Origin of the sequence: Micromonospora sp. CA-269861 (assembly GCF_050948505.1) — a bacterium.
Classification (GTDB): domain Bacteria; phylum Actinomycetota; class Actinomycetes; order Mycobacteriales; family Micromonosporaceae; genus Micromonospora.
In genome coordinates this window covers 57,483-82,861 of the sequence record NZ_CP192014.1, presented here as the reverse complement: position 1 = coordinate 82,861, position 25,379 = coordinate 57,483, and the positions used below count along the sequence as shown (strand labels likewise).

General features: G+C 71.0%; 25 protein-coding genes and 1 tRNA gene. 10 read left to right on the top strand and 16 right to left on the bottom strand.

The features are described from left to right. Positions 1 to 2 precede the first annotated feature (2 nt). Together ACQP0U_RS00400 and ACQP0U_RS00395 are read left to right on the top strand one after the other, a co-directional pair. On the top strand, positions 3 to 281 hold the full coding sequence (locus tag ACQP0U_RS00400; RefSeq protein WP_433314745.1) for a hypothetical protein: 279 nt from the start codon (positions 3 to 5) through the stop codon (positions 279 to 281). A 2-nt stretch (positions 282 to 283) separates the two neighbouring features. After that, complete coding sequence (locus ACQP0U_RS00395; RefSeq protein ID WP_433314742.1) at positions 284 to 934, top strand: aminodeoxychorismate/anthranilate synthase component II; 651 nt, start codon at positions 284 to 286, stop codon at positions 932 to 934. 55 nt (positions 935 to 989) lie between these two features. Here ACQP0U_RS00395 and ACQP0U_RS00390 read toward each other — a convergent pair whose 3' ends face one another. From ACQP0U_RS00390 to ACQP0U_RS00355, 8 genes are read right to left on the bottom strand one after another with little or no spacing between them, the layout of a single operon-like run. Then, on the bottom strand, positions 990 to 1,685 hold the full coding sequence (locus tag ACQP0U_RS00390) for a SanA/YdcF family protein (RefSeq protein ID WP_433314739.1): 696 nt from the start codon (positions 1,683 to 1,685) through the stop codon (positions 990 to 992). Positions 1,686 to 1,704: 19 nt separating this feature from the next. After that, positions 1,705 to 3,522 carry a Stk1 family PASTA domain-containing Ser/Thr kinase gene (pknB, locus tag ACQP0U_RS00385; RefSeq protein ID WP_433314736.1) on the bottom strand — a complete coding sequence of 606 codons (1,818 nt, stop codon included), beginning with the start codon at positions 3,520 to 3,522 and terminating at the stop codon, positions 1,705 to 1,707. Beyond that, positions 3,519 to 4,928, bottom strand: coding sequence for a protein kinase domain-containing protein (locus ACQP0U_RS00380; RefSeq protein ID WP_433314733.1), 1,410 nt, complete (start codon positions 4,926 to 4,928; stop codon positions 3,519 to 3,521). Before ACQP0U_RS00380 ends, pknB begins: the two co-directional genes overlap by 4 nt. A 1-nt stretch (position 4,929) precedes the next feature. Continuing rightward, the gene (locus tag ACQP0U_RS00375) at positions 4,930 to 6,435 is read right to left on the bottom strand and encodes a peptidoglycan D,D-transpeptidase FtsI family protein (protein ID WP_433314730.1); all 1,506 of its coding nucleotides are present in this window, start codon (positions 6,433 to 6,435) and stop codon (positions 4,930 to 4,932) included. Next, a complete protein-coding gene (locus tag ACQP0U_RS00370; RefSeq protein ID WP_433314726.1) occupies positions 6,432 to 7,925 on the bottom strand; it encodes an FtsW/RodA/SpoVE family cell cycle protein in 1,494 nt (497 codons plus the stop codon). The genes ACQP0U_RS00375 and ACQP0U_RS00370 overlap by 4 nt, the downstream gene beginning before the upstream one ends. Before the next feature lie 30 nt (positions 7,926 to 7,955). Continuing rightward, positions 7,956 to 9,431: a protein phosphatase 2C domain-containing protein gene (locus ACQP0U_RS00365; RefSeq protein WP_433314723.1), complete on the bottom strand. Its 1,476-nt coding sequence runs from the start codon at positions 9,429 to 9,431 to the stop codon at positions 7,956 to 7,958. Beyond that, complete coding sequence (locus ACQP0U_RS00360) at positions 9,428 to 9,913, bottom strand: FHA domain-containing protein FhaB/FipA (protein WP_030331975.1); 486 nt, start codon at positions 9,911 to 9,913, stop codon at positions 9,428 to 9,430. Before ACQP0U_RS00360 ends, ACQP0U_RS00365 begins: the two co-directional genes overlap by 4 nt. 6 nt (positions 9,914 to 9,919) lie before the next feature. Further along, positions 9,920 to 10,708, bottom strand: coding sequence for an FhaA domain-containing protein (locus ACQP0U_RS00355; protein ID WP_007454122.1), 789 nt, complete (start codon positions 10,706 to 10,708; stop codon positions 9,920 to 9,922). A gap of 207 nt (positions 10,709 to 10,915) precedes the next feature. Here ACQP0U_RS00355 and ACQP0U_RS00350 point away from each other — a divergent pair. The 3 genes from ACQP0U_RS00350 to ACQP0U_RS00340 all read left to right on the top strand — a co-directional run bounded on the left by ACQP0U_RS00350 (position 10,916) and on the right by ACQP0U_RS00340 (position 12,984). After that, positions 10,916 to 11,001, top strand: a tRNA-Leu gene (locus ACQP0U_RS00350). A 64-nt stretch (positions 11,002 to 11,065) separates the two neighbouring features. Further along, on the top strand, positions 11,066 to 12,181 hold the full coding sequence (locus ACQP0U_RS00345; RefSeq protein ID WP_433314720.1) for an NAD-dependent epimerase/dehydratase family protein: 1,116 nt from the start codon (positions 11,066 to 11,068) through the stop codon (positions 12,179 to 12,181). After that, entirely contained in the window at positions 12,178 to 12,984 is an 807-nt protein-coding gene (locus ACQP0U_RS00340) for a WecB/TagA/CpsF family glycosyltransferase (protein ID WP_433314717.1), read from the top strand. The genes ACQP0U_RS00345 and ACQP0U_RS00340 overlap by 4 nt, the downstream gene beginning before the upstream one ends. A 68-nt stretch (positions 12,985 to 13,052) precedes the next feature. Here the strand turns inward: ACQP0U_RS00340 and ACQP0U_RS00335 are convergent, their stop codons facing one another. After that, positions 13,053 to 14,924, bottom strand: coding sequence for a S8 family peptidase (locus tag ACQP0U_RS00335; protein ID WP_433314714.1), 1,872 nt, complete (start codon positions 14,922 to 14,924; stop codon positions 13,053 to 13,055). Between the two features lie 217 nt (positions 14,925 to 15,141). On the opposite strand from ACQP0U_RS00335, the gene ACQP0U_RS00330 reads away from it, so the two are divergent. Next, positions 15,142 to 15,741, top strand: coding sequence for a hypothetical protein (locus ACQP0U_RS00330; protein ID WP_433314711.1), 600 nt, complete (start codon positions 15,142 to 15,144; stop codon positions 15,739 to 15,741). Here the strand turns inward: ACQP0U_RS00330 and ACQP0U_RS00325 are convergent. The 3 genes from ACQP0U_RS00325 to ACQP0U_RS00315 all read right to left on the bottom strand — a co-directional run bounded on the left by ACQP0U_RS00325 (position 15,709) and on the right by ACQP0U_RS00315 (position 17,393). Further along, positions 15,709 to 16,107: a hypothetical protein gene (locus tag ACQP0U_RS00325; protein WP_433314708.1), complete on the bottom strand. Its 399-nt coding sequence runs from the start codon at positions 16,105 to 16,107 to the stop codon at positions 15,709 to 15,711. The two genes, ACQP0U_RS00330 and ACQP0U_RS00325, sit on opposite strands and share 33 nt — an antisense overlap. A gap of 213 nt (positions 16,108 to 16,320) precedes the next feature. Continuing rightward, positions 16,321 to 16,542 carry a DUF397 domain-containing protein gene (locus ACQP0U_RS00320; RefSeq protein WP_130405931.1) on the bottom strand — a complete coding sequence of 74 codons (222 nt, stop codon included), beginning with the start codon at positions 16,540 to 16,542 and terminating at the stop codon, positions 16,321 to 16,323. Next, positions 16,512 to 17,393 carry a helix-turn-helix domain-containing protein gene (locus tag ACQP0U_RS00315; protein ID WP_091396372.1) on the bottom strand — a complete coding sequence of 294 codons (882 nt, stop codon included), beginning with the start codon at positions 17,391 to 17,393 and terminating at the stop codon, positions 16,512 to 16,514. Before ACQP0U_RS00315 ends, ACQP0U_RS00320 begins: the two co-directional genes overlap by 31 nt. Before the next feature lie 627 nt (positions 17,394 to 18,020). On the opposite strand from ACQP0U_RS00315, the gene ACQP0U_RS00310 reads away from it, so the two are divergent. Continuing rightward, positions 18,021 to 18,305, top strand: coding sequence for a hypothetical protein (locus tag ACQP0U_RS00310; protein WP_124775688.1), 285 nt, complete (start codon positions 18,021 to 18,023; stop codon positions 18,303 to 18,305). A 97-nt stretch (positions 18,306 to 18,402) separates the two neighbouring features. After that, a complete protein-coding gene (locus ACQP0U_RS00305) occupies positions 18,403 to 18,879 on the top strand; it encodes a hypothetical protein (protein ID WP_433314705.1) in 477 nt (158 codons plus the stop codon). Positions 18,880 to 18,886: 7 nt separating this feature from the next. Here the strand turns inward: ACQP0U_RS00305 and ACQP0U_RS00300 are convergent, their stop codons facing one another. Continuing rightward, positions 18,887 to 19,762: a PASTA domain-containing protein gene (locus ACQP0U_RS00300; RefSeq protein WP_433314702.1), complete on the bottom strand. Its 876-nt coding sequence runs from the start codon at positions 19,760 to 19,762 to the stop codon at positions 18,887 to 18,889. Positions 19,763 to 19,922: 160 nt separating this feature from the next. Beyond that, positions 19,923 to 20,609: a PASTA domain-containing protein gene (locus ACQP0U_RS00295; RefSeq protein ID WP_433314699.1), complete on the bottom strand. Its 687-nt coding sequence runs from the start codon at positions 20,607 to 20,609 to the stop codon at positions 19,923 to 19,925. Positions 20,610 to 20,732: 123 nt separating this feature from the next. Between ACQP0U_RS00295 and ACQP0U_RS00290 the strand changes: the two genes are divergently transcribed. Continuing rightward, positions 20,733 to 22,157, top strand: a complete 1,425-nt coding sequence (locus ACQP0U_RS00290; protein WP_433314696.1) for a hypothetical protein — start codon at positions 20,733 to 20,735, stop codon at positions 22,155 to 22,157. Between the two features lie 73 nt (positions 22,158 to 22,230). Here ACQP0U_RS00290 and ACQP0U_RS00285 read toward each other — a convergent pair whose 3' ends face one another. Next, positions 22,231 to 23,709, bottom strand: coding sequence for a glutamate--cysteine ligase (locus ACQP0U_RS00285; protein ID WP_433314694.1), 1,479 nt, complete (start codon positions 23,707 to 23,709; stop codon positions 22,231 to 22,233). A 311-nt stretch (positions 23,710 to 24,020) separates the two neighbouring features. Then, positions 24,021 to 24,602 carry a YceI family protein gene (locus ACQP0U_RS00280; protein ID WP_091396394.1) on the bottom strand — a complete coding sequence of 194 codons (582 nt, stop codon included), beginning with the start codon at positions 24,600 to 24,602 and terminating at the stop codon, positions 24,021 to 24,023. A gap of 99 nt (positions 24,603 to 24,701) precedes the next feature. Here ACQP0U_RS00280 and ACQP0U_RS00275 point away from each other — a divergent pair, with 99 nt between their 5' ends. Continuing rightward, on the top strand, positions 24,702 to 25,220 hold the full coding sequence (locus ACQP0U_RS00275; RefSeq protein ID WP_433314691.1) for a MarR family winged helix-turn-helix transcriptional regulator: 519 nt from the start codon (positions 24,702 to 24,704) through the stop codon (positions 25,218 to 25,220). Positions 25,221 to 25,379 lie beyond the last annotated feature (159 nt).

The window sequence follows — 25,379 nt, the reverse complement described above, 5'->3', positions numbered from 1 at the left end:
CCGTGTACGCGTTCATCTGGCGCAAGCTGCCGTTCGGCGTGGTCGGAAAGTTGACCGGCTCGGTGCTGCTCGTGGCCGCCACGGTGGCCCTGCTCTGGTATGTCGCCTTCCCCTGGGCCGAGCCCCTGCTGCCCTTCGACGACGTGCAGGTCGAGTCCGGCGTACCCGCCGAGACGGGTGGCGGCGACCCGGTGACAGTGGAGACCCCGGCCGGCGACGAGCACGAGCTGCCGTACGACACCGACCAGAACAACTCCGCGCCTCCCTCCCCGAGCAGGTGACCATGCGCGTCCTGGTGATCGACAACTACGACTCCTTCGTCTTCAACCTCGTGCAGTATCTGGGCCAGCTCGGCGTGGAGTGCGAGGTCCGCCGCAACGACGAGATCGACGTCGCCGAGGTGGGCACTGTCGGCGCGGACGGCATCCTGCTGTCGCCCGGTCCGGGCAGCCCGGACCGGGCCGGCATCTGCCTGGACGTCATCCGGGAGTACGCGGGCAAGCTGCCGATCTTCGGTGTCTGCCTCGGCCACCAGGCGATCGGCGAGGCGTTCGGGGCGACCGTGACGCGGGCCCCGGAGTTGCTGCACGGCAAGACCTCCGAGGTACGACACCACTCGGTCGGCGTCCTCGCCGGCCTGCCCGACCCGTTCACCGCCACCCGGTACCACTCGCTCGCCGTGCTGCCCGAGACACTCCCGGACGAGCTGGAGGTCACCGGCTGGACCGGCTCCGGCGTGGTGATGGCGATGCGGCACCGGACGCTGCCCATCGAGGGCGTCCAGTTCCACCCGGAGTCGGTGCTCACCGAGGGCGGTCACCTGATGCTGGCCAACTGGCTGGCCAGTTGTGGTCACCCCGAGGCGCTGGAGCGCGCGCCCGCGCTGGCGGCCGAGGTCGACGCCCGTCGCCGCGCGGCCTTCGCCACCGCCTGAGGGGTCGCGCCCTCAGGGCCCGGCCACCGGATCGTCGAAAGCCCGTGCCGGCCGGTCAGCCCCGCAGCGCCTCCTGGATCGCGGGATCCGCGGGCGAGCGCACCGCCGGCGGTCGGTCGCGCACTGCGTCCCACGCCGCCTTGCCACTGGCGAAGTAGTCCCGGATCGATTTCTCAGCGAGCAGGGCGGCACCGCAACCGTCGCAGCGGGCGGTCACTCCGTCGACGTCGAGGCCGAGGTGCCGGCACAGCGTCACGGCCCGGGACAGATGGTACGACTGGGTGACGATCAGGGCCCGCTCGACGCCGTACACATCGCGCGCTCTCGCACACGTGTCGTAGGTGTCCAGGCCGAACGGGTCGGCCACCACCCGACGCCTGTCGACACCGCGCTCGGCGAGGTACGTCGTCATCACCGCCGGCTCGTCGCCGGACGCGCCACCGCCGTCGCCCGACACGAGGACCACAGTGGCCCGCCCGGTGGTGACCAACTCGGCGGCGGTGTCCAGGCGGCCGGCGAGACGGTCCCCGGGCCGCTGCCGATCGGCCGCCACCTCGGTGCCGAGCACGATCACCACGTCGGCGGTCGGCGCGTCGGCGGCGGCGTACAGGTGGCCGCGTGCGGCGAGCGTCGTCCACAGCCACGGGGAGCTGGCGAGCACCAGCACGACCAGGCCCGCGACGGCCAGGCGGCGGAGCCGTCGAGGCCACCGCCGTACCGCCCCGACCGGGGACGCTTCAGCCTCGGTCATGCCGATGCCCGCGGGTGGCCTAGTCCTGGGGCCGGCCCGGCGGGGGCGGGAACGGCAGACCGATGCCGCCCCCGTTGCCGGGGGTGGTCGGCGTGCCCGTCGGTGTGGACGTCGGCGTGCCCGTCGGCGTCGGGTCGGCCTCCGGCTCCGGCTGGCTCACCTTGATGGTCACCCTCGTGCCGCTCGGCTTCTTCTCCTTGCCGTTCGGGCTCTGGTCGGTGACCTTCCCCGCCTCGGCGGCGGGCACCTCCGGCCCGTCCTGCGGGACGACAGTGAAGCCGGCGTTCCGGAGGACGCGGGTGGCCTCCTCCTGGCTCAACCCGACGACGTCCGGCACCTCGCGGACCTTGCCGTTCGAGACCGTGAGCGTGACCTTCGTGTTCTCGGGAACGCTCTCGCCCTCGGGCGGCTCAACCTTGAGAACCTCGTCCTGGCTCGCCTCGTCGTCCACCGTCTTGATCTCGTACTTGAGCTTCGCCTCGGTGAGCCGGGCGATGGCGCTCTCCCGCTTGCTGCCCTTGAGCCCGGGGGGGACGCGCACCTCGGGCTTACCGCCACAGAGCTGAATGGTGACCGTACCGTTCTGCTTCACCTGGGTGGTCGGCACCGGACTCTGCTGGACGACAGTGCCCTCGGTGCAATCACTTCTCAGCACCGGGTCACCCACCTGCGCGGACAGCCCGGCTTTCTGGATCTCGGCGATCGCCACGTCCCGGGTCTTGCCGGTGAGGGTGGGCACCGACTTCAGGTCTTTGTCCGCCTGCATGTTCCAGAGCAGGGCGGCGACCAGGGCGATCACCGCCAGCACACCGACCGCGCTGAACATCGCGATCAGCCAGGAGGACGCCTTGCGCTGACGCGGGTCACCGACCCGCGCGGGGATCTGCCCGGTCTGCGGCCCACGGCCGGGAGCCGGATAGCCGCCCCCACCGCCGGCCGGGGCCATTGCCACCGTCTCCGCCTCGCGCAGCACCGGGGTGGCCAGCACCGGCCGGCCGGCGGCGGCGCGGAGCAGGTCGGCCCGCATCTCGCCAGCGCTCTGGTAGCGGTTGAGCGGGTTCTTCGACAGCGCCTTGAGCACGATCGCGTCGACGGCCGGGGTGACGTCCGGGTTGATGTCGCTGGGCGTCGGCGGCGTCTCCCGTACGTGCTGGTAGGCGACGCTGACCGGGCTGTCCCCGACGAACGGCGGGTGCCCGCAGACCAGCTCGAAGAGCACGCACCCGGCCGCGTACACGTCGGAGCGCGCGTCGACGGCCTCGCCGCGTGCCTGCTCCGGGGAAAGATACTGGGCCGTACCGATCACCGCGCTGGTCTGCGTCATGGTGGTCGCACCGCTGGCCAACGCGCGGGCGATGCCGAAGTCCATCACCTTGACCTGGCCGGTCTGGGTGAGCATCACGTTGCCGGGCTTGATGTCCCGGTGGATGATGCCGTGCCGGTGGCTGAACTCCAGTGCGGCGCACATGTCGGCGCAGATCTCCAGCGCCCGGCGCGGCTGGAGTCGCCCCTCGGCGCCGAGAACCTCCTTCAAGGTCCGCCCGTTGACGAACTCCATGACGATGAACGGCAGCGTCTCGCCTGTCGGCGCGGTCTCCTCGCCGGTGTCGTAGACCGCCACGATCGCCGGGTGGTTGAGCGAGGCGGCGTTCTGCGCCTCCCGCCGGAACCGCATCTGGAACGTCGCGTCCCGGGCGAGGTCGGTGCGGAGCATCTTGATCGCGACGTCCCGACCGAGCCGGAGGTCGCGACCACGGTGCACCTCGGCCATGCCGCCATAGCCGAGCAGCTCGCCGACCTGGTACCTGCCACCGAGCAGGCGGGCCTGCGCTGTCATCGCGTCTGTCGTCCTTCGCTCGTCGTCGTCCCGCCGTCGCCCGGCTGGAGTTGTACCTCCCGACGGTACGACGTCCGGGTCGGATCGTCGCGCCCGTCGAGTCGTAGCGCGCCGGACGCCACGGTGCGCGGCGTCAGCCCGGCGGATACACCGGCCTGCGACTGCTTCCGTAGGTTGTAGGAAATCACGCCGGAGCAGAGCAGGACCAGCACGGCCAGCAGGATGGCGAGAAGCACCATTCCGGGCCGGGACCGCTGAGGCTGGGGCGACGGCGTCGCCGGGCCGGCCTGTCGGACGTACGCCGGCGGGTGTTCCTGCCGGGGCGGCCCGGACGGCACCGCTGCCGCACCGCGTGGGTAGCCGTTCGGTGCGCCAGGCGGCCGGGCGGGCTGGACGGCCGGCGCGACCGCGGTGGGGCGTGGCTGCTGGGCGGGCGCGATAGCGGTCGGCCTCGGCCCGGCCGCCGGCGGTCGGGCGGTCGGCGCACGCATCTGGTGGGCCTGCGGCACCTGGGCCCGACCGGGCGCGGCGGGTGAGGCGGGCGCCGCGGAGACCGGCCCGGAGTTGCCGCCGGCCCGGGCCTGCTGGGAGAGCGCGGCCTTGAGCTGACGGGCGACCCCGGCGAGCGCGGCGGCGCTCGGCCAGCGGGCGGCCGGGTCCTTGGCCAACGCCCGTTCCACAAGGGCGCGCACCTGCGGAGGAATGTCGGCCGGCAGTGGCCGGGGCGCCTCCCGGACGTGCCGCATCGCGATGTCGAGGGGGTTGTCGCCCTCGAAGGGCCGCCGACCGGCCAGGCACTGGTAGGCGACCACGCCGAGGGCGTACACGTCGGACGCCGGGGTGGCCACGCCGCCGGTGGCCTGCTCCGGCGAGATGTACGAGGCGGTGCCGAGCACCGAACCGGCGGCGGTGAGCTGGCCGACCATGTCGGAGCGGGCGATGCCGAAGTCGGTGAGCACCAGCGTGCCGTTCGGCCGGACGAGCAGGTTGCCCGGCTTCACGTCGCGGTGCACGATGCCCTTCTCGTGTGCGGCGTGCAGCGCGTCGGCGGCCTGGGCGACGAGGGCCATCGTCCGGGCCGGAGTGAGCCGGCCGACCCGGCTCAACGTGGACGACAGGGCGTCACCCTCGACGTACTCCATGACCAGGAAGGCGATCTGCTGGTCGTTGCCGAAGTCGTAGACGTCCACGACACCCGGGTGGTTGATGGTGGCCATGGTGCGGGCCTCGCCGCGGAACCGCTCACCGAAGTCCGGGTCGTCGAGCAGGGCGGGGAGCAGGCTCTTCACCGCGACCGTCCGGCCGAGCACCTGGTCGGTGCCGCGCCAGACGTCGCCCATGCCGCCGCTGGCGATCCGCTCGTCAAGACGGTAGCGGTTGCCGAGCTGCACGCCGGGGCTGAGCATGTCAGCGACCCCCTGGGTCGGCGATGGCGGCCCGCATGATCTGACCGGCGATCCGGGCCGCCTCGGCGCTGCCACCGGAGCCGGCCTGCTCCAGCATCACGCAGACCGCGGAGACCGGGTTGCCGTTCTTGTCCAGGGCGAAGCCGATGAACCAACCGTGGTCGGGCCGGTCCGGGGCGGACTGGGCGGTGCCGGTCTTGCCGCCGACCGTGTAGCCGCTGATCGCGGCATTCTTGCCGGTGCCGTTCCGGACCACGCTGACCATCATCTCGCGCAGGTCGGCGGCAACCTGCGGCTCGACGGGCTGGCGTAGCTCCCGCGCCTTCGCGGTGTAGTAACTGGTGGTCCGGTCCGGAGCGAGCAGCTGCCGCACCAGGTACGGCCGCATCTGACTGCCGTTGTGGGCGATCGCTCCGGCGATCATGGCGCCTTCGAGGGGCGTCATCCGGACGTTGTTCTGGCCGATCGAGGACTGGGCCAGCGCGGCCTGGTCGACGCTGCCATCCGGGTTCTGGATGTCCCCGGTCCGGCTGGCCGCCGTGGGCAGGCCGCCCTCGCCGAGCTGGCCGACGGTCAGGTCGTCCTGCTCGAAGCCGAACTGGCGGGCCTTCTCCTTGACGGTCTCGGCGCCGAGCCGCACGCCGAGCTGGGCGAAGCCGGTGTTGCACGATTCGGTGACCGCGTCCAGCAGGCTGACCTGCCGCTCCGGGCAGATCGAGGCGGCGGCGTTACGGATCGGGGTGCCCGAGGTGGGCGGGGTCCAGCTGGAACCGGCGGGGATCTGGGTGGTCTTGGTGACGCCGTTCTCCAGCGCCGCCGCGGCCACCACGATCTTGAAGGTGGAGCCCGGTGGCAGCGTCTCGGAGAGCGCGCGGTTCTTCAGCGGACCTTCCGGGTCCTGTTCCAGCTTGTTGTACGCCGCCGCTGCCTCGTTGGTGTTGTGACTCGCCAGCGGGTTCGGGTCGAAGCTCGGCATGGAGACCAGCGCCTGGATCGCGCCGGTACGCGGGTCGATGGCGATCGCCGCGCCCCGCTTCGCGCCCACCTCGTTGTTGCGCAGCTGGTCGTACGCCACGTCCTGGGCCCGCTTGGAGAGCGTGAGCAGCACGTTGCCGCCGCCGGTGTCGTCGCCGGTGAACATGTCCTTCAACCGGTCGCCGATCAGCTGGTCGCTGGTGCCGGCCAGGAAGTCGTTCTCCACCCGCTCGATGCCCTGGTCCGCCAGGTTGACGGGCTTGTAGCCGAGCACGTGGGCGTACTTGGCACCGCTTGGATAGGTGCGCAGGAACTTCAGGTTGCCGGTGGTCTCCTTGCTGGTGGCCAGGGCCGTGCCGCCAGCCTCGATGTTGCCGCGCTTGCGGTCGTACTCGGCGACCTGGACCCGACCGTTGTAGTCGCTGGTGCGGTATTCGTCTGCCTTGTAGGCCTGAATCCAGTTGAGGTTCGCGAAGAGCAGACCGAACAGGACCATGACGACGACGCCGACGCGGCGCAGGGGTGCGTTCACGGCTTGATCACCTCCGTGGGAGCACCGTGCAGCTGCTCGGGCGGGCCACCGCTGGGACGAGCGGCCTTGCCCCCGCCGCCTCCGGTCACCGGTCGGCGGGCGCCGTCGGAGACCCGCAGCAGCACCGCGATGAGCAGCCAGTTGGCCATCAGCGACGACCCACCGGCGGACAGGAACGGGGTGGTCTGACCGGTCAGCGGAATGAGCTTGCTGATCCCACCGACGATCACGAAGACCTGGAGGCCGAGGGTGAACGCCAGACCACCAGCGAGCAGCTTGCCGAACGAGTCCCGTACCGCGAGCGCGGCGCGCAGCCCGCGCTCCACGATCAGCAGGTAGACGACGAGCAGCGCGGAGAGGCCGAAGAGGCCGATCTCCTCACCGATGCCGGCGAAGATGAAGTCGTTCTGCACCTCGGGCAGGATCTCCGGCTGACCGCCGCCCGGCCCCGCACCGAAGAGCCCGCCCGTGCCCAGGGCGAGCAGGCCCTGCACGAGTTGGTAGCCCTTGTTGGTCGGGTCGGCGAACGGGTCGAGCCAGATCTCCGCCCGTACGTAGAAGTTGGCGAACGGCCCGCCGACCGTCGAGCCGAGGAAGTAGGCGAGGTACGCGCCGCCGAAGAAGAGGACCAGGCCGATCAGCAGCCAGCTGACCCGTTCGGTGGCGATGTAGAGGGTCACCACGAACATGCCGAAGTAGAGCAGCGAGGTGCCCAGGTCCTTCTCGAAGACCAGCACCAGGACGCTGATCAACCAGACGCCGACCACCGGGCCGAGGTCACGCCCGCGCGGGAAGTCGATGCCGAGGAAGCGTCGACTCGCCAGCGACAGCACCTCACGCTTGCGCACCAGGTAGTAGGCGAAGAAGACCAGCAGCGCCAACTTCGCGAACTCACCAGGCTGGATGGAGAAGCTGCCCACCCGGATCCACAGCTTCGCGCCGTTGATCTCGGAGATGCTCGACGGCAGCACCGCCGGGATCATCACCAGCACGATGCCGGCCAACCCCAGGGTGTACGCGTACCGCGAGATCGACCGATGGTCGCGCATGATGGCGAGCAGGCCGGCGGCGAGAACCACCGCACCGAGCGTCCAGGCCAGCTGGCGCCCGCCCTGACCCGCGAAGACGGCAAGGCTCTCCCGCTCGGCCACCGGGGCGTCGCCCAGGTCGATCCGGCGGAGGAAGCCCACCCCGAGCCCGTTGAGCAGGGCCACCGCCGGCAGCAGAGCCGGATCGGCGAACGGGGCGAGGAACCGGATGACCAGGTGCAGGCCGAGGAAGACCGCGCCGAGCGCGGCGGCCGGCATCCAGAAGTCCGGGGTGACCGTGTCCAGCAGGTTCGCTTCGACGGTCGCCCCGTACGCGGCCACCAGCACCATCGCGAGCAGCAGCAGGGACAGCTCGGCGTTGCGGCGCGACCGCGCCAGGCGTACGCCGGATTGCTCGCCCGCGGTCGCGGGCGAGGGTGCCGGTGTGGCCGCTACGGTCACGGGTGGGGTCCTCAGGATCTCAGCCGACGCTCACTCAGGAGACCGGCAACCGGCCGGGTCGAGCGCCGGCGTGGCCGAGTCGGAGGGCGTGACGTCGGGTGTGGTGGTCGCGCCGGTCCCACCGGGAGCGGTGGTGGCACCGACGGTCGGGCTTGCGCTGACAACCCCGTTGGGGGTCGGCGACGCGTTGGCGCTCGGGCTGCCGTTCGGGGTCGGCGTCATACCGAGCGGCGTCGGCGTGGGCGTCGGCGTGCTGCCCCCGGCGGCGGTCGGGTCGAGCGGACAGAGCGGCTTCAGGTTGGGGTTGCTCGGCGTGTCGCTGGTCAGCTCGGCGAGCTGACGCTCGGCGTCCGGCTCACTCTTGGCCCGGATGCCGACCTTGACGGTGTCCTGTGCGGCGACCGTGAGGTCGTCCAGACGGGTGCCGCTGCGACGGTGCACGCTGGACAGATCCATTCCGGCGATCTGACCCTGGACGCCGCGGAAGACGGCGACCTGGCCCTCTTCGGTGGCTCCCACGTAGTACTGCCGCTGGGTGTACGTCCAACCGCCGAACGCCGCACCGCCGACGATCACCAGCAGGGCCAGCGCCATCGCGGCGGTCCGGACCGGGCGGCGCTTCGGCCGGTCGGCGTCATCGTCGGAGGCCGCCGGCTCCTCCGGCGCGGCCGGGCGCGGCGCGGAGAGCGCTGATGCCCGGGCGGCCGGAGTCGAGTCGTCGGCGGAGGTCGCCATGCCCCGGTCCCGGGCGGCGGCGCCGCCCACGATCGGGGTCGCCTCGACGATGTCCTGGTCCGTGGCGTCGGCGATGATCACCGTGATGTTGTCCGGCCCACCGCCGCGCAGCGCGAGCTGCACCAGCCGCTCGACGCACTGCTGCGGGTCGGCGTACTCCCGCAGGGTCTCGCCGATGGTCTCTGCGCTCACCACGCCCGACAGGCCGTCGCTGCAGATCAGGTACCGGTCGCCGGGCATGACCTGACGGACCGAGTACTCCGGGTCGATGTCCCGGCCGTCGAGGGCGCGGGTGAGCAGCGACCGCTGCGGGTGACTGCTCGCCTCCTCGGCGCTGATCCGGCCTTCGTCGACCAGCATCTGGACGTACGTGTCGTCCTTGGTGATCTGCGCGAACTCGCCGTTGCGCAGCAGATAGGCCCGCGAGTCGCCGATGTGGACCATTCCCAGCTTGCTGCCGGTGAAGAGGGTCGCCGTCAGCGTGGTGCCCATCCCCTCCAGCTGTGGGTTGGCGTCCACCGTGTCGCGGAGTTGTTGGTTGGCGGTGCCCACGGCCGAACGCAACGCATCGACGAGAGCGTCCCCCGGGACGTCCTCGTCGAGCGGCGCCATGGCACCGATGACGATGTTGCTGGCGACGTCACCGGCGGCCATACCGCCCATGCCGTCGGCAACGGCGAGTAACCGCGGCCCGGCGTAGACGGAGTCTTGATTGCCGTCTCGGATCAGACCGCGGTCGCTGTGGGCCGCATAGCGCAGGGTCAGAGTCATGGCCGTAATTCGAGGGAAGTGCGGCCGATCCGGATCGGCACGCCGAGGGGGACGGGGGTTGGTCCGGAGACCTTAGCGCGATCGAGGTACGTGCCGTTAGTCGAGCCGAGGTCCTCGACGTACCACTGCCCGTCACGCGGCACGAGCCGGGCGTGTCGCGCGGAGGCGTAGTCGTCGGTGATGACCAGGGTGGAATCCTCAGCGCGACCGATGGTGATCTGCGCTTCACCGAGAGTGATCCTGGTGCCGGCCAGCTGACCGGCTGTCACCACCAGCTGGTGAGCCGCTCTGCCCCGCTTCACCTTTGCTGGCTTGGCCGCCTGCCCCGTCGAGGCGCCCACCGCGCGTGGCGCGGCCACCAGACGACCGGACCGGGCGCCCGCGAAGAGGTCCCGTCGGATCACCCCGACCACCGTGAACACGAAGATCCACAGCAGGATCAGGAAACCGAACCGGGCAACGGTGATGACCAGTTCCGGCAAGGCGGGTCAGCCGTCCACGCGGAAGGTCAGCGTCGTCGTGCCGAGCTGGACCATGTCACCGGGGTTGAGCGCGACGGCGGAGACCCGCTGCCCGTTCACCATGGTGCCGTTGGTCGAACCCAGATCGGTCAGCACGACCTGGCCCCCGTCGAAATCCAGCCGGGCGTGTCGCCGGGAGATGCCGACGTCGGGCAGACGCAGGTTGGCCTGGTCGCCGCGGCCGATCACCGTCGACCCCATCTGGAGGGGGTAGGTGCGACCGTCGCCGGAGACCAGCCGCACGTTGCGACCGCCACCGTGCCCGGGCGGCGGGCCGTAGCCACCGCCCTGGTCGTACGCGGGGTAGGCGGGCGGGCCGGCGTCGTAGCCGGGTGCCGACACCGGGGCGACCTCGCCGCCGGTGTAGACCTCGGCCGTGACACGGAACATGCCCGTGTCCAGGCCCTCGCCTCGCTCGATCTCGACGATCACGTCGCCGTAGACCGTCCACGCCTGCTCGCCGATGAACTCCGCCTGCGACTGGGCCAACTCCTGGGCCAGCGCGGCGGCGTACGGCGCCAGCCGACTGTGGTCGAAAGGCGAGAGATCGATCACGTAGCGGTTGGGCACCAACGTGCGCCCACCGGCCAGGATCGCCTTGTGCGCCTCGGCCTCCCGCTGCATGGCGTTGAGGATCTCCACGGGGTGGACCACCCCTTTGAAGACCTTGGCGAAGGCCCCTTCGACCAGGCCTTCCAGACGCTTCTCGAAGCGTTGCAGCACGCTCACCGGCTCCTCCTCGGGTCCCGAGGACATGATGGTATCCGGCCGGCGCGCGCGCAGCTCACACGCCGCTCGGCCGGCTGCTCTCGGCCCGTTCGGAAGGGCCGCGACTGTCGTGCTAATCTTCCGTCCGCCACGAACGGTAATCGCTCGTGGCGAGCGCCGGGGACAGCGTAGTATTCCCGAGGCCCGTTGGAGACAGCGGGGCCGGGGCGGCTACAGTGTTCCGGGTCGTGCCACGGGGATGTGGCGGAATGGCAGACGCGCACGGTTCAGGTCCGTGTGCCCGAAAGGGCGTGGGGGTTCAACTCCCCCCATCCCCACCAACGACGAGGGCTCCGCTTCATGCGGGGCCCTTCCGTCATATCGGGGCGTGCTGGACGTCACGCTATGCTCCGATGGATTCTGCCTCCGATGGACCAGGAGTGGCGTGTGAGTGTCGCGTTGGTGACAGGGTCGGGTGGTCTGATCGGCTCCGAGGCGGTCCGGCATTTCGCCGGCCTCGGTCTGGATGTCGTCGGCATCGACAACGACATGCGCCGGTACTTCTTCGGCGAGGACGGCTCCACCTCGTGGAGCCTGGAACGGCTCGGCCGTGACCTGGGTAACGCGTACACCCACTTCGCGGTGGACATCCGGGACCGGGACGGCCTGGAGCAGGTGTTCAAGAAGTACGGCTCGGACATCGCCGTGGTGATCCACAGCGCCGCGCAGCCGAGCCACGACTGGGCGGCCAAGGAGCCGTACACGGACTTCGACGTGAACGCCGGCGGCACGCTCAACATCCTGGAGAACACCCGCCGGCACGCGATCGACGCGCCGTTCATCCACTGCTCGACCAACAAGGTCTACGGCGACCGGCCCAACAGCCTGCCGCTCCTCGAACTGGATACCCGGTACGAGCTGCCCGAGGACCACCGCTGGTACCAGGGCATCACCGAAGAGATGTCGATCGACCACTCGCTGCACTCGGTCTTCGGCGCCTCCAAGGTCGCCGCCGACGTGATGGTCCAGGAGTACGGGCGCTACTTCGACATGAAGACCGCGTGCTTCCGGGGCGGCACGCTGACCGGCCCGGCGCACTCCGCGGCCGAGCTGCACGGGTTCCTGGCCTACCTGATGCGCTGCGTCATGGAGGGCCGGACGTACAACCTGTTCGGCTACAAGGGCAAGATGGTCCGGGACGCGATCCACTCGCACGACGTGCTGACCGCGTTCGAGGCGTTCTTCCGGGCTCCCCGATCCGCGGAGGTCTACAACCTCGGCGGTGGCCGGCACTCCAACACCTCCCACATCGAGGCGTTCCGGATCGCGGAGGAGATCACCGGCCGCGAGGCGCGGATCAACTACGTCGAGCAGAGCCGCACCGGCGACCACCAGTGGTATGTCAGCAGCATGGCCCGGTTCGAGGCGCAGTATCCGGACTGGAAGATCACTTACGACGTGCCGATGATCCTTCGGGAAATCTACGAGGCCAACGTGGACAAGTGGGTGGCCCAGCCATGAGCGCCCGAACCAAGCGCAACGTGCTCGGCGTACTCGTCGACGCGACCGACTACGCCACGGCGACCGACGCGGTGGTGACCGCGGCGCACGAACGGCGTCCCCTCGCGCTCACCGCGTTGGCCGTGCACGGTGTGATGACCGGGGTGCTCGACCCGGCGCACAACGCGCGGCTCAACTCGTTCGACGTGGTCACACCGGACGGCCAGCCGGTGCGGTGGGCGCTCAACCTGCTGCACCACGCCGGGCTCAGCGACCGGGTGTACGGGCCGACGCTCACCCTGCACGTGCTGTCGCGCTTCGCCGACGAGGGGCTACCGGTCTACCTGTACGGCTCGACCGAGGAGACCCTCGCCCGGTTGATCCCGGCCCTGGAGCGGATGTTCCCGGCGCTGAAGATCGCCGGGGTGGAGCCGTCCAAGTTCCGTTCCGTCCAGCCCGGCGAGGACGCCGAGATCGCCGACCGGATCCGGTCCAGCGGTGCCCGGCTGGTCCTGGTCGGGCTCGGCTGCCCGCGCCAGGAGGTCTTCACGTACGCCATGCGGCCGCTGCTCGACATGCCGCTGATGGCGGTCGGCGCGGCGTTCGACTACCACGCCGGGCTGCTGCGCCAGCCCCCGCCGTGGATGCAGCGTGCCGGCCTGGAGTGGTTCTGGCGCCTCGGTCTGGAGCCGAAGAGGCTCTGGCGCCGCTACATCATCCTCAACCCGGCCTACCTGGGCCGGCTCGCCGCACAGAAGACGGGCCTGTGGAAGGCCCCCCCGCCGGCACCGTCCACCGAACGGCCGGCCACCTTCTCGGTCTGAGCCCGATCCGTACGACGCGAGGCCCCACCCGGGCACGCCGGGTGGGGCCTCGGTCGTGGGAGACCGGGTCAGACGGTCAGGGTCCAGGTGTTGATGTAGCCGGTGTCGCCGGAGTAGACGTCTCGCGCCTGCAGCCGCCAGGTGCCGTTCGCCGCCTCACTGGAGACATTGGCGGTGTAGGTCGTGTTCACGTTGTCGGCGCTGTCGAAGTAGCTGCTGTTCTTCAGCCGGTACGCCGAGCCGTCCGGAGCGACCAGGTCGATCACCAGGTCTCCGCGGTAGGTGTGCACGATGTTCACCGCGATCGTCGAGCTCGACGAGGCGTTGCGGTTGCAGCCGGCGATCGTGATCGAGCTACTCACCGTGGCACCGGTGTCCGGGATCGCGACGTCGGTGCCGTTGGTGCCGGAGCATCCGCCGCCACCCGAACCGGTCACGGTCAACGTATAGGTGGCCGTGCGGGTGCCCGCCGCGCCGCTGCCGGTGATCGTGACCGGGTAGCTGCCCGCGGGGGTGCTCGCGGAGGTGGCGATGGTCAGGGTGGATGAGCCGCCTGAGGTCACCGTCGACGGGCTGAAGGACGCTGTCGCGCCGGCCGGCAGGCCGCTGGCGGAGAGGCTGACCGACTGGGCTGAGCCGGCCGTGGTGGCCGTGCCGACGGTGGCCGTCACCGAGCCTCCAGGTGCGGCGGAGCCGGAGGTCGGCGACACCGACACGGAGAAGTCGTTGGCCGGCGGGGTGCCGTTCACGACGTAGAGCAGCTGATTCGGGGTGCCGGTGCCGACGTTGGTCACCACGTTCGGGGTGGAGTTGTTGACCAGGTAGTCCCGTACCTGCTGCGGGCTCCAGGACGGGTTCCCCGACAGCGCAAGCGCCGCCGCGCCGGCAACGTGCGGCGATGCCATCGAGGTGCCGCTGATGGTGTTCGTCGCGCTGCTGCTGGTGTACCAGGCCGAGGTGATGTTGACGCCCGGGGCCAGGATGTCCACGCAGGTGCCGAAGTTGGAGAAGCTCGCGGCGGCGTCGTTGTTCTGCGTCGCGCCCACGGTGATCGCGGAGGCGACTCGCGCCGGGGAGTAGTTGCAGGCGTTCTGCCGGACGCCGAGGCTGTTGCCGTTGCCGGCGGCGACCGCATACGTGATGCCGGAGTTGATCGAGTTGCTGACGGCAGTGTCGATCGAACTGTTGGCGCCACCACCGAGGCTCATGTTCGCCACCGCCGGCTTGACCGCGTTCGCGGTCACCCAGTCGATGCCGGCCACCACCTGGGCGTTGGTGCCGCTGCCCTGGCAGTTGAGCACCCGTACGCCGACGATCTGGACGCCCTTGGCCACGCCGTACGCGGAGCCGCCGACCGTGCCCGCCACGTGCGTGCCGTGGCCGTTGCAGTCGTCGGCGGAGCCGCCGTCCACCGCGTCGAAGCCCGAGACGGCGCGGCCGCCGAAGTCGTTGTGCCCGTACAGCACGCCGGTGTCGATGATGTAGGCGCGGACGTTGCTCGCCGTGTTCGGGTAGGTGTAGGAGCTGTTCAGCGGCAGGTTGCGCTGGTCGATCCGGTCGAGGCCCCAGGAGGGCGGGTTGGCCTGCGTGCCGGAGATCGAGACGGTGTGGTTCTGCTCGACGTACGCCACCGCCGGGTCGGCCGCGATCCGCGCCGCCGCGCTCGCGCTCATCTTGGCCTCGAAGCCGCGCAGCGCCGCGCCGTAGGTGCGGGCCACCGTGCCACCGTGACGGCCGGAGAGCCGCTTCGCGGTGTCGCCGACCCGGTCCCGAGCCACGGCGCTGTCCTTGAGTACGACGATGTAGCTGTCCGGAACGGCGGTGGCGCCGCCGGCGGCCCGAACCACACCCACGGGTTCGGCGGCCAGGGCTGGGGTGCCGACGGCCAGCACGGTCGCCGCGGCCACCCCGATCAGCACGGACCTTCGTGGAAGACCCATCTCCTACCTCCCTCTGACCGGCAGTGGAACGAGACCACCGGTCCCAACATCAATCGACAGTTGCCGATCTAGCTGAGGGTAAGTCAGCCGTCGGGCAGTTGAACATGTCGAAACGGCCATAACCTTCGAGTGATGACCCCCTACGGGCACGGCGTCCGGGGCGAACGGGGGACGGGCCCGGATTCGCCTCGCCGGGATTCGGGAAAGACTCTCGAACATGGAGAGTCAGCTCACCATCCTGCTCCCGGTCGCCGCCGTCTGGCTGGCCGCCGGTGTGGTTGCCGACGGCCTTCCCCGGCTGCGCAACACCCGCACGCTGCGCCGGCGTACCGGATGGTTGCTGGTGCTGGCCCTCACCGGCATGGCGCTCACCGCGGCCGTGCTCGGCGCCGGGCTGCTCAGCGCCGGCACCGCGCCGGCCGACCGGGCCGCCGCCGGGCTCACCCTGGCCGCCGGCCCGGCGCTCGTGGCGACGGTCTGCTCCGTACGACGGATCCGCCGGCTGTGGGCCGGTGCGGGCGCGTTCGCCAGCGCCCCCGCCACCCCTGCGCCGCACGGGCTGCGCGCCGCCGCGGCCCACCCGCTCGTCGGGCTGCCACTGCAGGTCACCGCCCTGGCCACGGTGCCGGCGTTGATCGCGGCGGCCGGCACCGACCTCGGAGCCGACCCCGGTGTCACCGGACCGGCGATCACCGTGGGCGCGCTCGCGGTGGTCGCGATCGGGGTCCGACACGCACTGCGCCACAACCGCTTCGCCGAGCGGGCCCGGCCCGCCGCCGCACCGTCAACGCGGACGGCTGGCGCTCTGCACGTATAGCAACTCCAGGATCGACCTGGTCGCCTCGAACCAGCGGTCCAGCCAGTCCTGCGAGGGCACGGTGCCCTTCGGCGGCAGCTCCATCAGCAGACCGCGCAGCAGCGGGTGGTCAGCCAGGGACTCGGGCGGCTCCATCGGCCAGCCCGCCGGCGGGAACGACGGCTCGATCAGCGGGTTCGGGTCCAGCGAGGGCAGCGAGAGCGGAGGATCCGTCGTCTCGGAAGCGCCCTCCCGCCCACTCAACTCCTGATCGGTCGAGACCACCTCGGTGAGAACCGTGTCCCGACGAGCGCCGCGGTACTTGCCACCGAACCGCTCCGGCTTTGCCGGACCGGTGGTGAGGTTTTCTGAACCGATCGTCGTCATCCGTCTCGCCTACTCGCTCGGTTGCGGGTCGGTGCGGCGGATCGTCGACCAGCGCCGTACCGACCGGTTCAACGAGACGGGGGCGCTGTGGCGACGGGATTCCCGACGGAACCTCGCCGGCCACCGCCGCGACGCGACCGTCCGCCGCGCCTCCCGCAGACACGGCAGAGTCCCCGTCCGGCGAACCGGACGGGGACTCCGCTGACCACTCGGTCAGACCGCGCCGAACACACCACCCCGGGTGCCGGCGACGAAGGCGTGCCAGTCACCCGGCGCGAAGACCAGGGCGGGGCCCGCCTTGTCCTTCGAGTCCCGAACTCCGACCGCCCCCGTCACGTACGCCACCTCCACGCAGTTGTCACAGTTCGGCCCGCTCTTCGAGCTCTTGAACCATGCTGCCTGCGTCAGGTCCACGGGGAACCTTTTGGTCGCCATTTCCACAACGGCTCCTCTGCCAGTTTTGCGATGTGTGCGACGGACTCCTCCGGACGTATGGCCGCAGCGCGGATGTGATCGAAGATGAAGCTGTACTTCTGTAGTTCGTCGCTCTTCTCGAGGAAGAGCCCACCCGTGGCGTTCTCCGCGTACACAACATCCGGATCACCGGGCTCAGGGAAGCTGAGGATCGTGAACGTGCCGTCCATGCCGGCGTGCGCACCCACCTCGAAGGGAAGGATCTGCAGCGTCACGTTCGGCAACTCGGCCACCTCGACCAACCGCTTGAGCTGGCCGCGCATCACCTCGTCCCCGCCCACCGGCCGACTTACCACCGCCTCATCGAGCACCACCCACAGATCGACCGGATCGTCCTGGGTCAATAACGACTGACGGCCCAGACGGACACGCACCCTTTGGTGGACCTGATCGGCGGTGAAGTCCGGCCGAGCGGCGCGGATCATGGCCCCGGCGTACTCCTCGGTCTCCAGAAGGCCCGGAACGACCTGCTGTTCGTACGCCCGGATCGAACTCGCCGCCGCCTCCAGCCCGACGTACGCGCCGACGAGCACCGTGCTGTACGGATGCCACCAGCCCTTCTGGCGGGCCTCCCGGGCGATCTGCACCAGCTCGTCGCTCTCGGCGCCGACCACGCCGTAGATCCGCAGCATGTCCCGCACGTCGCGAGGGGTGGCAGTGGTGTGCCCGGTCTCGATTCGGGAGACCTTCGACGCCGAGCACTCCAACTGTTCGGCGACCACCTCGATGGTGATTCCGGCGGACTCCCGCTGGCGGCGCAGCTCGGCCCCGAGCCGCCGCCGTCTGATGGTGGGGCTGCGCCGCTCACTCATCGCGCAAGCCGTGAGTCACTGGTCCCCGCCGCTGGCTGCTCGACCCCACTCGGGCTACCTCCGGTAACGCGCCACTGGGTGACACCCGCCGGGGGCGCGACCGTCGACCGGCGAGCGTTCGCGACGAAGGGGGATGGTGCCGGTCCTCGGCCGGCCGCGACGGGCGAAACCGGCTCTCAGTGTGCCGTCCGGACGCGGATGGCTTCAATAGGCCTTTCGCGCGACACGCTCACGTATTGGCAAAAGTCGACGTGCAACTTGCATGAAGCACGTCCCTGATGCACTCTGTCCGTATGGCACGGATCACTCAGCGTCTCTGTTCGGTCCCTCGGAGTGGTGACCCCACCGATCCGGGGAAGCCGGGCACGACGCGGGCCCGGCCGACGACAACGCAACTTGCTCCGGGGTGAATGACCCCGCCGCTGCAAGCCGGCAAGCTGCGGCGGCGGGCGCGGTTCCCGGAAGCAACCGGGTGGTGGTCGGGTGGCGGCACGCCACCAGCGGGGTACGGCCCGACCACCGCCATCCGCACCACCGGTTCACGAGGCACGACCCCGTCACCGGCCGAGACGTCCCCCGTTCAGGCACCGCCGGCGCAACGCCGGCCGATCCTCCCCAGGAGCCCATGTGCTTCCCCGCACCGGTGACGTACTGCACGTGACTCGCGCGGCGAGTGTCCAGTTCCTCAGGCCGATCAAGTTCCGGGTGATCCGGGTGCTCGACTGGCCGACCTATGACGGCTGGCTCTGGCTCGACGGCTACGAGTTGAACGCCGCGGGCGACGCGGTCACCCGACGGTCGATCTTCGTCCAGCGGGAAGGGCTGCAGCAACTGCAGGCCGCCCCCGAACCCCGCCCGCACACCGTGCGGGCCCGCCGCCCGGTCGCGCGTACCCCGGTCCGGGTGGGCTGACCGACCCGATCCGCCGCCGGTGGGCGTGCCCGCGCCATAGAATCGGTACGCCCACCCCGGCACGTTCCACCCGCTCGTCCAGGACCCTGACCCTGGGATGGTCATGGTCAATCAGCCCGCCCTGCGGCGGCACCACCGCTCCCGTATCGCCTACGCCTTCGGACTCCTCGCCCTCCTCGGGGCGATGGCGACACTCCTGGTCCTCGTCCACGACCCGGCTATGTCGTCCACCCGGCTGACCACACCGGTGCCCGCACCGGAGATCACCGTGCTCGACTCCGACCCGCCGACGAGCGACGGCCAGTCGGTCTACGAGGAACCCGGCTGGATCGACACCGACGCCCCGGCCGACCACGCCGACGGTGCCGACCCGACCGGGCCGGTGTCCGGCCTGGGTGCCGGCGGTCAGTTCGACGGCCGCCATTCCGACGGCCGTCAGGAACTCACCGAGGCAGCTCCGGCAGAGCACAGCGCCACTGACATCCGCCGCTCCCTGTTCTGGTCCGGCATCTTCGGCCTCGCCATCTCGCTGGCCGGCATCGGCCTCGTCGGCACCCGCCGCCGGATGTGGTGACCAGCGGTCACGGCGTGCTCGTCACCGTGGGGCTCGGCGTGGTCGGGCTCGCCCCGGTCGAGGGCTGGTCCTGGGAGACGATCAACAACACCTCGTCGTCGGTCGACACCGGCGTGCCGGCACCCGGCTCGGTGCCCACCACGGTCCCCGGTGGCAGCTCCGACGGGCGGTACACCACCCGGTAGGCCAGGCCGAGCCGAGTCAACAGCCCTTCGGCGGTGGCCTGCGGCAGGCCGGCCAGCGGTGGCACCGGCACGTCGTCCGGCGCGTCCGTGGTCGCCGAGCTGCTCGGCGACTCGCTGGTGGGTGACGCCGACGTGGGGGCTGCGCTGGTCGGCGGGGCGCTTGGGGCACTTGTCGGCGGAAGTGACGGGGTGGGACCCGGATCGTCCCGGTCGTCGTCCTGCTGGGCGAGCACCAACCAGAGCGCGCCCCCGAGCAGGCCGGCGAGCAGCAGCGCCAGTACGCCCCAGAGAATCGGCAACCACCACCGCCGACCGCCCTGCTCCTCGACGTACCACTCGCCGGCGGGGTCATCAGGTCGGGGCGAGCGCACCTCGGCCCGACCGGACCAGGCCGGCGGTATCGGCGCCGTCCGGTCGGCCGGTGGGCCCGGCCGGGTGCCGGCGGACCGATCAATCGGCATGGTCTGGTCGGGCGACAGGTCGGGACGAGCCGGGACAGCCCGGTCGATCGGCGCCGTCTCGTCCGGGCCGGCGGGTCGAGCCGCCGCCGTCTCGTCCGGTCCGGTAGCGGCTTGCGTCGGCTCCGGCCGGTCAGCGGCTGCTCCGGGGGGCGCCGGCCGGTCGGCGGCGGGGGGCAGGGGTCGGGTCCGGTCGTCGTCGTGCTCGCCGGCGGGAGGCTCCTGGCGGTCGTCGCTCATGGCACGTCCTTTCCCGAACCCGGACGGGCGTCATGGCCCTCGACCGCCAACCTAGTCGCCCACACCGCCATCGGCGGGGATCAGCGTGCCGAGCCGCGCCGGCTGGCGGCGCGGCAGCACGGCGGGTACGCGCCGGAAGGCTGGACCTCGCGGCCAGGAATCAGGGCGTGGGCTTCGTGGTCGGCTGGTCGACGGAGTCTGCCCCACACCAGATGCTGACCTGGTCGTTCCACCGGGCCGGGTCGTCCTCGGCGGGCTCCTGCCGGTTGACCTTCCCATTGCGTCCGCTGACGTAGCGCGGGTAGAGGCCCTCGTCGACCAAATCGTCGGCGGCGTCCGCGCAGCTCTTGCCGACCACGTCCGGTACCTCGGCGGCCGGTGCCGGCCCGGCGACCTGTAGTTGCACAGTCGTTCCCCGGGCGACCTCGGTGCCCACGTCCGGTGTGGTGCTCTCGACCGTACGACCGACGCCGCCACCGAAGACCAGCCGCCAACCCAGCCGCTGCTTGCGCAGCGTCTCCCGGGCCCGCTCGAAGTCGGTGCCGATCACCGGCGGCACGGTCAGGCCGGCCCCCTTGGTGGAGGTGGCGGAGCTCTGGACCGCTGACGGCGTCGGCCGTCCGCTGGTCGGTCGGGGTGCGGTGGTCCGACTGGTCGGCGCACCAGCCGTGGTCGAAACGGCCAGTGGATCACCAGAGGGTGTGTCGTCCTCGCCCGCCAGCAGCCAGCCGCCGGTTGCCCCGACGGCGGCGAGCAGCACCGCCGCCAGCCCACCACCGAGCACGACGCTGGCCCGGCCCGCACCGCCACCGGCAGCATTCTGCTGGCCCGTGTTCGTGTCCGTCATAACGCCCACCGCCTCATCACCGGCGACCGTACCGCCCGCCGCCCAATCCGCCCGCACCGGCGGTCCACACCGGCGGGTCGTTGCGACTCGCCGCGCCGACGACGGGACGTTACGCTGCCCGGCATGGCCAGACAGGGCTGGGGAGTATCGATCGCGACGGCGATCGGGGTCGCTGCCGGCGCGGGTGCCGCACAACTGGGCTTCGGCTACGGGCTCGGCGTCATCACCTGGACGCCGACCGAAGCCGGAGCGACAGACACGGCCTGGGCGGACGGCCTCGCCTGGGCCACCTGGCTCGCCGCCAGCTCGACAGTCCTCGGCGCGGTCTGCGCGCAGCGGCTCCACCAACGGCACGCCACGGCGAAGACCGCGATCTCTCCGCAGACCGCGACCGACGGCGTCGCCCGGCACGAGAGCCCGCAACTCGGCGATCGGACGCCCGAGCACGAAACCCCTGGTGACGGGCGTCCACTGACCACCGACACCGCCCAGCCGAAGGTCGCGGAAACGCCACCACCGGTGGCCGAGCCGCCGGTCCAGGACCGAGGTGGCCTGCTGCGGCGGGTGGCCCTGGCGCTCGGCGCCGGGTTGGGCGGGCTGGTCACGGTGCTGTTGATCGCCGTACCCGCGCGGGTCGCGACGGGCGCCGACAGCGGCGCACCGCAACGGACGGCCGCCGTACAGGCGACGCTGGGCATTCTGATCGGCGTCCTCGTCGCGATCTGGGCGCTTCGCTCCCGAGCCGCCGCGGTCAACGTGACCGCGACGGCCGCCTGGCTCTGGCTGCTCGCGGTGGTCTCGGTGATCGACGGGGTACGCGTCGGGCGAGGGCTGACCGGCGCGCAACTCGGTACCTGGCAGTTCGACCCGGACCACGCCCGGTACTGGATCGGGGGCCAGCTCTACTGGCCGGGTGCGCTGCTGGCGCTGGTGCCCGCCCTGTTGATCGGCGTACTGGCCGCCCGTCGGTCCGCCCGATCGAGCGGGCACCGCGTGGGTGCGGCGGCCTCCGGCGCGGCGGGCCCGGTGCTCGTGGCGCTCGCCTACCTGAGCACCATGCCGCACTGGTCGACGCTGGGCCCCGCGCAACTCTCCACCCAGCTGATCGCCCCGTACGCGGTGATCGCCGGTATCGGCGGCTCGGTGCTGGCCGCCCTCCTCGGCGAGCGGGCCGAGCGGAACCACCCGGCCGGCCGGAGCCGTGGAGCCGGACGAGGTGCTGCCGCTCCGGACACGACGGCTGACCCGAACCCGGTCGCCGAAGGCGACTCCGCACCTCCGTTCTCCGGCCCGACGACCGACTCCGCATCTTCGGTCCCCGGCTCGACCACCGGAACTGCGGCACGGCGTAGGAGGGCCGGCGCCCCAGTGCCGACGCCCAGGACGGGCTCTCTGCCCGGCGAGCCGGCCGCCGTACCGCAGGTGCCCGCGCCACGGACGGACCCGGACTCCCCGGGTCCGACCCGTCCCGCCGAAGCCGCAGCAGTGGAGAACCCGACAGCAGGCGCCCGACGCACCCGCGCACCCCGCCGCCCCACCAGCGACTAACCCGCGCTTATCGGCGACCGGAACTGCAAGATCGGCGCGGCTGATTGCCGAGCACCGCGGGTCAGGGTTTGGGTTAGGGGACTGGCCAGGTGTGGACGGGTTCGTTGGTGCGCTGATGTTCGGCGTAGCGCTGGACCATGTGGTGCAGTGCGGCCGTCCGGTCCATACCGTGGTGCCGCTCCGCCGCCCAGACCGCCTCGGTCTGCCAGACGGCACCGTTGCGGCCGGTACGGCAGCGCTGCTCGATGACGCCGAGCAGCCGGTCCCGCTGCGCCGGGGCGACACCGAACCCGTCCAGACCGGCGGCGGCGGTGGGCAGCAGTTGCTCCAGGACCAGCTTCGTGACCGGCACGTCGCCGAGCCCGGGCCAGTGCAGCACGGCGTCGAGGCCACGTCGGGCGGCGGCGTGGAAGTTCTCCTCGGCCGAGCTGAAGGTGAGTTGGCTCCAGATCGGGCGGTCGGCCTCGGCCAGACCGCGTACCAACCCGAAGTAGAAGGCCGCGTTGGCCAGCATGTCCACCACCGTCGGACCGGCCGGCAGCACCCGGTTCTCCACCCGCAGGTGGGGGCGGCCGTTCATGATGTCGTAGACCGGGCGGTTCCACCGGTAGACCGTGCCGTTGTGCAGCCGCAGTTCCCCGAGCTGTGGCACACCTCCGGCGTGCAGGACCTCCACCGGGTCCTCGTCCTCGCAGATCGGCAGCAACGGCGGGAAGTACCTGACGTTCTCCTCGAACAGGTCGAAGATCGAGGTGATCCACCGTTCGCCGAACCACACCCGAGGGCGTACGCCCTGAGCCTTCAGTTCGTCCGGGCGTGTGTCGGTGGCCTGCTGGAACAGGGCGATCCGCGTTTCGGCCCAGAGTTGCCTGCCGTACAGGAAGGGACTGTTCGCTCCGACCGCCACCTGCACGCCGGCGATGGCCTGGGACGCGTTCCAGTAGTCGGCGAAGCTGTCCGGGGCGACCTGGAGGTGGAACTGGAGGCTCGTGCACGCGGCCTCGGGAGCGATCGAGTCGGTGTGCGTGCGCAACTGCTCGACGCCGCGAATGTCCAGCTCGATGTCCTCGCCCCGGGCGCCGACGATCTGGTCGTTGAGCACCCGGTAACGCTCGTTGGTGGAGAGGTTGTCCTCGACCAGGTGCCCCTCGGTGAGGGTGGGCAGGATACCGACCAGGACGATCGTCGCGTCGGATCTGGCGGCACGCTCGTCGGCCCGGGACAGGCTGCCCCGCAGGTCGTGCTCGTAGTCGGCGAAGCCGGTGCCCTCGATGAGTCGGGGCTCGGCGTTGAGTTCCAGGTTGAACTGCCCCAACTCGGTCTGGAAGAGGGGGTCCGCGATGTCGGCGAGGATCTCCTCGTTGCGCATCGCCGGCTCGGCGGCCGAGTCGACCAGGTTCAGCTCGATCTCCAGGCCGGTCATCGGCCGGTCGGCGTCGAAGCCGAAGTCGTCGAGCATCAGGGCGAAGACGTCCAGGCACCGCCGCACCTTCTGCCGATACCGGACGCGATCATCCCGGGTGAAGGCGCCCTCTGAGACGTCCCTGCCCATGTGTCCTCCCGACGGCCGGCGCGGTCGGGATCATGCCGTCCCGGAAGCGCTTTGTGAAGCATCCACGGTAAGAGCGCCCACCTGACCGGGGCCAGAGGCCGACGGCGGTGATCCGACGTCGGCCGGCGCGGACGCGCTCGTGGCGCCATCTGTACCCCGTCGTCGCCCGACTGGACCCGATGACCGCACGAACAACTCGTGACAATTACCACGAGCGGGAACGACGCAGGGCCCGCGCCGACGTACGGCGCGGGCCCTGCGTACCGGATCACCGGGAGGGTCCCCCCGGCCCTCCGGCGATCCGGAGGGGATCAGGCCTGACGGACGGCCTCGCCCTCGATCTCAATCTTGATCTTGCGGCTGACCAGCACGCCCCCGGTCTCCAGGGCCACGTTCCAGGTCAGGCCGAACTCCTCGCGGTCGATCTCGGTGCTCGCGGAGAAGCCGAAGATGTCCTGGCCGAACGGGCTGCGGCCGACACCCTCGAACTCCACCTCCAGCTCGACCGGCCGGGTGACGTCCTTGATGGTCAGCTCACCGGTGAGCACGAACTCGCCGCCGCGACGGGACTTGACCCCGGTGCTGCGGAACTCGAGCGTCGGGAACTTCTCGGCGTCCAGGAACTCGGGGCTGCGCAGGTGCGCGTCCCGGTCGGCCTGGGTGGTGTCGACGCTGGCGGCCTGAATGGTGGCGACGACCGACGACTGCAGCGGGTCCTCGGCGACGGTGATGGTGGCGGTCGCCTCGTTGAACTCACCGCGAACCTTGCTCACCATCATGTGTCGGGCAACGAAGCCGACCCGCTTGTGCGCCACGTCGAGCGCGTAGGTGCCGGCCGCCGGGATGGTGAGGCCGTCCCAGTCGCGGGTAACCGCATCGATGCTGCTGGTCATGCTGCTGTCCTCCAGAAGATTGTTTAGTAGCCCAACGACTGCTTGAGCAACTATAACTGCAACAACATTCCCCGTGTCAAGCACTGGTATGATGAACCGGTGACCAACGTCTTCGACGATCCCCGGATCACCGCCGTCGGCCTGCTCTTCGAGGCACACGCCGGGCTGTCAGCCCGGTTCACCGCCCAACTCGAGGAGCACGGCCTCTCCGCGGTCGAGTTCGAGGTCATCACCCGACTGGCCCGCTCGCCGGGCAACCAACTACGCATGACCGATCTCGCCGCGCAGACCTCCCTGTCGACAAGCGGAGTGACGCGTGTGGTGGACCGGATGGAGCGCGACGGATTGCTCACCCGCCGGGCCTGTCCGAACGACCGACGCAGCTCGTACGCGGTGGTCACCGCCGCCGGGATGCAGCGCCTGAACGAGACGCTGCCCGGCCACCTGCAGATGATCGAGCAGTGGTTCACCGGGCAGCTCGACCCGAAGGCGCTGACGGCCCTCCTCGACGGACTGCGCCGGGTCCGTGACGCCGCGCATCCGTGCGCCACTGCCGGCAGTGACGACGCCGACCCGGAGCAGATCGCCGCCGCCGACAACGCCGGTCGACGCCACTGAAGAAGGCGCCCGCTGTCCGGCGGCGGCAGCGGCAGAAAGACCGGCAGAACTGACCCCGCCAAGCTGGAGGATTCGGTCCAAGCCGACTTTCTGCCACCGCGCCGGTGGCAGGCTTCCTGCACCGGGGATCACCGGGGGGTGACGGCGCGGGCGATCAGC